At 41.3% G+C, this 6,336-nt stretch carries 5 protein-coding genes; 1 reads left to right on the forward strand and 4 read right to left on the reverse strand.

Annotated elements, in window-relative coordinates; all coding sequences use genetic code 11:
* The first annotated feature begins 34 nt into the window (after positions 1 to 34).
* Entirely contained in the window at positions 35 to 652 is a 618-nt protein-coding gene (locus ACWYU8_RS18550; RefSeq protein WP_457521209.1) for a flavodoxin family protein, read from the forward strand.
* 216 nt (positions 653 to 868) lie between these two features.
* Here ACWYU8_RS18550 and ACWYU8_RS18555 read toward each other — a convergent pair whose 3' ends face one another.
* The 4 genes from ACWYU8_RS18555 to ACWYU8_RS18570 form a co-directional block, all read right to left on the reverse strand.
* On the reverse strand, positions 869 to 2,107 hold the full coding sequence (locus tag ACWYU8_RS18555) for an ISL3 family transposase (RefSeq protein ID WP_457521210.1): 1,239 nt from the start codon (positions 2,105 to 2,107) through the stop codon (positions 869 to 871).
* Positions 2,108 to 2,563: 456 nt separating this feature from the next.
* Positions 2,564 to 3,670: a KTSC domain-containing protein gene (locus tag ACWYU8_RS18560; protein WP_457521211.1), complete on the reverse strand. Its 1,107-nt coding sequence runs from the start codon at positions 3,668 to 3,670 to the stop codon at positions 2,564 to 2,566.
* A complete protein-coding gene (locus ACWYU8_RS18565) occupies positions 3,660 to 4,457 on the reverse strand; it encodes a hypothetical protein (RefSeq protein ID WP_457521212.1) in 798 nt (265 codons plus the stop codon). Before ACWYU8_RS18565 ends, ACWYU8_RS18560 begins: the two co-directional genes overlap by 11 nt.
* A 323-nt stretch (positions 4,458 to 4,780) precedes the next feature.
* A complete protein-coding gene (locus ACWYU8_RS18570; RefSeq protein WP_457521213.1) occupies positions 4,781 to 5,902 on the reverse strand; it encodes an endonuclease/exonuclease/phosphatase family protein in 1,122 nt (373 codons plus the stop codon).
* Positions 5,903 to 6,336: the final 434 nt, after the last annotated feature.

Consider the following 6,336-nt stretch of genomic DNA (forward strand, 5'->3'; position numbering starts at 1 on the left):
TAAGATTGAGTTTGAAGTGGGTAGGTCAGCAAATATGACACGATGGATAATTATAATTGCAGTACTCGCTATTGTAGCGGTCTTCACTGTTGCTTTTGTGGTGACTCGAGTAGAAAACTCGCAGTTTTCAAAGAACAAGTTATTAACGCAAGTTGGCTCTCTTCCCGTAGCGACTAATTCAAAAGTTGCTGTAGTTGTGTTCTCTCGCTCTGGAAATACTGGTGTGCTGGCAAACCATATAGCAGATAAAAGGAGTGGACACCTCTACGAGATTACCGCAGAAGACTATGAACTTGGCATTCCGGGGTGGATAAGTGCGCTAAAGGATGCTCGCAACAATATTGCTGATATCAGTCCTGAAACGATTGACCTATCAACTTATGAAACGATTTATTTAGGCTCGCCTATCTGGTTATACAGCCCAGCAACACCAATATGGCAGTTTGCTAAAAATAGCGATTTCACAGGTAAAAATGTTGTCCTATTCAATACTTTTAACAGCAAGTTTGAAGAAAGTTATATCAGAGACTTTGAATTATTAGTTCGTTCCAAAGGTGCGGTTAGCTTTAAACATCAATATGTGAATCGTGGACGCATGGGTGACCAGATTTCAACTCAGCAAATGCTAAACAACTTTGATAAATTGGAGTGAGGTTACTAGCGTCACGACAGTCAAATAGCATAAAAATGATTTATTTTCCCTTGGTATTTAGTTCACCGACAAAATCGGTTGGTGATCACATGTCGGCACCGTATCGTGTGTCGGCACCGTATCGGCTGACACGAATCTGCCCCGAAACGTGTTGTGAACCAAAGTACGAACATAGATTTTCAGTTAATTTTGACATACAAAAGGGCTCTTCTCCGCTTAGGTGAGCTTGATATTTGGGTAAAAAGTTGAGTGGGTATCAGGAACCGATGTTTGTCTGATCTTCAACTTAAAATAGTCTGTATCTCTCACTCCTCTGGCTCTTCGTCTAAGTAATCCTATTGATACATTACCTGCTTCAACCCGAGCGTTGGTCAGCTTGTATTTTGCGTAATTACAGATGCCTACTTTTCTTTCTAATATGGCGTCGGCAAAGTTGCTTAGTGACAGTATTCGGGTTGATTTCGCTAGGCGACACCATGCTTCAAGAGCCGCTACCATGGTTTCATAACAGGATTCATCCCATATCGTTTGTAGCTGCTCTTTTAGCATATAAATAACGCATAACGTCGTGTTACTCTCGAGCAAGTCATCGAGTCGATCAGACTGCTTGTCATCCAACTTTTGAGCATTTTTTAGTAGGAGAAAGAGTGTTCCTTTAAGCATTCTTTTCTCATCGTGAGAACCCTTTCTAAAAGCTTTTGCCCTCTCTTTTCTGATTAAAATGCAGTAATTTTGCATCACATGGAATCGGTCAAAAACAATGTCTGCATGGGGTAGCATTTTCCTTACTGCTGATTGGTAAGCTTGCCCCATATCCATTGATACTGCTTTAATGCCAGCTTTTGTTTGCTCTGATAACTGCTCGAAAAATGAGACAAGGACTTCTGTTTTTCGACCATGTTCTACCCAAATTAAATGACCAGAAACCAGGTCGTAAACGACGGTCATATAATCGTGTCTTTTAGCTCTGGCTACTTCATCGACGCCAATATGGATCAGGTTATTCAGTTTCTCAGGCTCTAATGCTGGTAGGCTTGAGCGCAAGTATTCTCTATCGATGTTCTTTACTGTCTCCCAGCGAATGCCTAAATGCTGAGAAACTGCATGTATGCTCATGTGGCGGCACAAGCCGCTGATGAACTTGCAAAAGCGAGCGGTATAGCGACCTCCTTTAGCTACATAGTCAGTCGCTTCAATCAATCGTCTTCCTTCTTTATCTCTGGTTTTAGCCAGCTCAACTTCTATCGTGCATGGTCGACCGCTAACAGGCAGGTCCTGAAGTCGTCTTTTAACATAATGGTCTACGGTGCAGGGTGTGCCTGTGATTGGATCTTTGACCTTATATCTTCGGTCTCGACGACAGCGAACGAATACTGATTGAGACACCTCTTCTATTGAACAAGATTCTACACACTGGCCTTTAAAGCAAAACAACGAGGAAGACAAAGACGACAAAATACACTACTGACTTATAATAAAAATAAGCATTATAAATCATGGCTTTATGATAAATGCGTTTTGTTTTCTGACTCATGTAAGCGGAGAAGAGCCCTTTTGGTAATCTGAAATGCTTTCATTAGTGCAAAAATCCTAACACGAAAATGTCCATGGGCGTTCTAGCACACCCTGAACGACTGCTGTGATGATTTTGGTGTGTGATACAGAAGTTTTATTATTAAGAGATCTTTAAACTCTCGTAAATGCAGTTACCATGAGATTCTATATATTGGAGTCTTTCACTTAGAGTTTAAGCATATGCTATTTTAAATATATACTGCACATCACCCTATGCTTTTTTAAATTTTTGTAATCTAAGGTTATACTTTTATTAAATAAAAAGGGATCTGAGTTAAACTCAGATCCCTGTGAGTTATCAGACTAGAAATTTCGCTCTTTTTTCTTCAAAGGCAGTTACGGTAGTGGTTCTAACTTTTCGTAAGAGAAATTGCCTCTTATATTTTCGTTGAAATATGTACCGTGCGATGTTGACCTATATAGATGTTCCCAAGTACCAACTGGCACATCGAAGTATCGATATGCGCCACCATGTTCGAACTCTACGTCTAGAATATTATTTATTTTCGAGTAGCCAATGGATTTTATTGCGGATGAACTGGACGGATGTTGGTCATACATTGGGAAAGGCGTAATTCCCTTGGTTATATCTTCAAACATGCTCGCTAAAATGTCACGTACTGCAGGGCTTTCTAGGTAAGAATATCGTAGTGTATGGCCACTGAAGTCGCGCATAGAACTGCCACTGACTGGATTAGATGGTACTCCACCAAAACTAAATCTAAATGCATTTGTGAAAAGGTCATCTTCATTGGTAAATGTCTTAGCAATAGAAGGGTTGTTAGCACCAGCAGGACCACCGATTTCATGACTTGGATTGGATAGTCCCATATAACCTAGCATAGGAAATTCACTGAGTTCGGGTCCGTAATAGTATTGATACGAGTCGAAAATATCTGAGTAAAGTGTATTACCATAAAAATTTCCTTGCCCATGAGTCAGCAATATTGTTCTATTGCAACGTGCCAATACTGAAAAAAGTCTCGTTCGCATGTTTCTATAATTGGTTTCGTGGATAATGCCCATTATGTTTTCAAAGTTAATAACACTTAATATATTATTCATTTGTTCCAGCATGCCACGAGAAGCTTTGTTGAGCTCTCCTGCTACGAACGAAATCAAAAGCAGTCGTATCGGATCATTTACTTCCATGTCCTTGGTTTTATGTTGCACTAGCTCGAATAATTGGTTTGCTACAATTTCGTCATAGTTGTGGACCCCTTCAGCGTTTCCTGCTTTCTCAAACATGTATAGGTGGTTTTCTTGAAACTCATTGATAGCCGCCAGATCAGTGGTAAAACCTGAAAGTTTCTTGAACATGCCGTTTACATAAAACAGCTGGAGCTTGTCCGCATTCTGCACGCAATATCTGTCGGCCATAGCTGTTGAACTAAATAGCCCACTAGTTAGTATTGTCAGGAGAGTTATAATTTTAGATTTCATCGGTATCTCCTTTATTGTAACCAACGCATGGCTCTGTTGGGATGATGATGAGGTCTGTTCTTTCGCCGATCATTTTTCCTATCCGTTCATGGCCAACACGAGATCTATGAGCCCTTTCAACAGTGTTGTAGTAAGCTAGGTGAGGGTATTCGAAATCTGGGTCTTCTGCTTTGAGTTGTAAAAAGCATTGGTCTAATGCTAGTTCCTCGTTAAACGCAATAGCTGCAGCTTCTGGTGTCATAGTGATAGTGTCATCGAGTGCAACCTCAGTTTGCATCTTCCAAACGAAACTGGCTGCGATGGCTACCTGTGTATAACGTTGTTGGCTTGGTAGATACATGGTTGCAACTGCTTCTTCGTAGTCATCACGTATACCGTTGTTATCTTCGTCGTTTCCGAGTACGGGCGCTATTGGAGTTGTTGGTGGGTCTACATCAAAATCTGATAGCTTTCGCCATGCTGACGAGTCGGAGGGAATGGAGTCTTTAGACCACCATTTCGCAATATAGTAGTCTGCGTTGATCTTAACGAGATCCCCTCCATCATACTCTTTGTTGGGTTCCCAAGATTGTATATCTGAATTTTCAACATACACCCATCCGTCCCAACTAATGTCATTGATGACAGGTTCGATACCATTGGTCCAGTGTGATGAAATGTAAGTTTCTCCTTGCCATGTGACTACATCACCAGCTGTATAAACCTGGTCTGAGACCCACTCACTGCTAGCTAAAGCACTTTGAGAGCACATAAGGGTAATTAACCCTAAACTCTTTATTGACTTCATATTTATCCTTAATTGTTACTTGAAGTTTGTTCTAAATTTGATGCTTAATTAACTTCGACAACAATGCTTTCCGAGCACGTTACCTATGATGAAGACTCATCAGGCAAAAAAAGTAATATTCCTCAAAAAGTATTTTCTATCCCTTCTTGCGAAGATGTGTAGGTAACTGTATGAATTTCTCGCTCATATCGGTCAAGCAGCGTGATTGTGTCCCCGCTGTTGTTCAATGTGACTCCGGAACTGATAGTGAAAGTGGCTTGTTCACCTTTGGCTAAGTTTGCTGTGAGCAACGTGCTTTTATCACTTGCATCCTTAAGCAGTAACTAGCCATTGAATGGCGATCCGGTATTCAGAAGGGTTATGGATTCGTTCTGATAATCGGTACCTACTGGGTTGGCTAACAGAGAAATAATGGCGAGTTTGGGTAGGGGATGTGCATTGATACCGAAAGTAGCTATGACGGGAGTATGATCGGAAGCGCGGGTATCCGCATTACCGGCTACGGCGTCGAGTTCTTCAAAGGTATAGGCATACATTTGGTTGTTGTATGACGATAACAAAGCGGGGGTTGCCAGTATCTGATCATACATTGCATGCGTAACTTCAACGTCGGCTGCATAATTGTCGAGGTTAGTTTGTCGGCTGTCCGGAACAACAGCATCTACAAGCTCAATTAGAGCGTCGGTTTTTGCGTTACTTTTCAGGCCATAGCTCACCAGATTTTGAGCAACTAAAGGCTCAGCCAGATTGACAAAGTAAGTGCCCGGTACGTTTTCAAGCGCTTGAGGTGATAATGCCCCAGTTTCTAAAGTATTCAGAGAAGCGTCATCCGGCGTATCATTAAAATCACCAAGCAGAACGATTTTGTCATAAGAGCTGGAATCGATGAAATCGAGAATATTGAGAGATGCGTTAACCCTTGTAGTCTCCGTGTCCAGTCTACCGCTATATCGTGATTTGGCGTGGTGATTAAGCACGAGGACATCGCCGGCATCAGTTGACACAATCAGCTTCAGAACTCTGCGCTCGTCGATGAAGTTGGGGTTGTGCTTATCAAACGCGAAATCCAGAATTGAATCCGCATTCTTTACGGCTCCGGAGGCAAGTGAGTAATGAATACCTTTTCGTATTGCAAACGCCAGGTTCATGTCATCGGTACTGTCATCGTCTAGAATCACCACCCACTCGGCTGGGTCGAAGTAGTACTCTGCTGCAAAGCGGTCACGGACTTCTTGCAACGCAACAACATCCACGCCTTCAAGATTGTCTACGACTTGCTGGAATTTTTTCTGGCGCTCTTTGTGCATACACGCGGACAGAAATTTAACGTTATAGGTAGCCACTGAAAACGTAACTGTGTCAGCGCCGGAAGGTTCTGCGTGAACAGGTTTCGTTGAAATGATTAAGAAAAATATAGAGTGATAGAGAAGTTTACTGAAAGACATACAGACTCCTTGCTTTAGTAAACAAGAGAATCTGATTTAGATGGTAATTGACCTAATTCATAGTAGGTTTTCACCGAATAATGAGGTAAAAAATGATTTGTGACATACTTATAATTTACTTTTTATTGTTCGTTTAGCCGAAAATTATTTATGTGGAGAGAATAAGTGTCAGTTCACTAATTTAGTTCAAGGCTGGTAGATTGGAATCACCAAAAGCCTTTTAATGCTGCTTAAATTAATAATATCAAACAATTTCTGAATGGCCGCCGAGTCGATAGTTTAAAAATTTTGAGGTTGTAGTTTTGTCCAGAGGCTTGCTAGCGACGATCCTCGCTGAAGCGTTTCTGCCCCATTCCTTATATGGAATCCACGTATTTACAAAGTGATTTAGCAATTCAAAGTTAAGATGCGGTCGTATATTCGGTTTCTTGTGA

The organism is Vibrio limimangrovi (genome assembly GCF_054064025.1).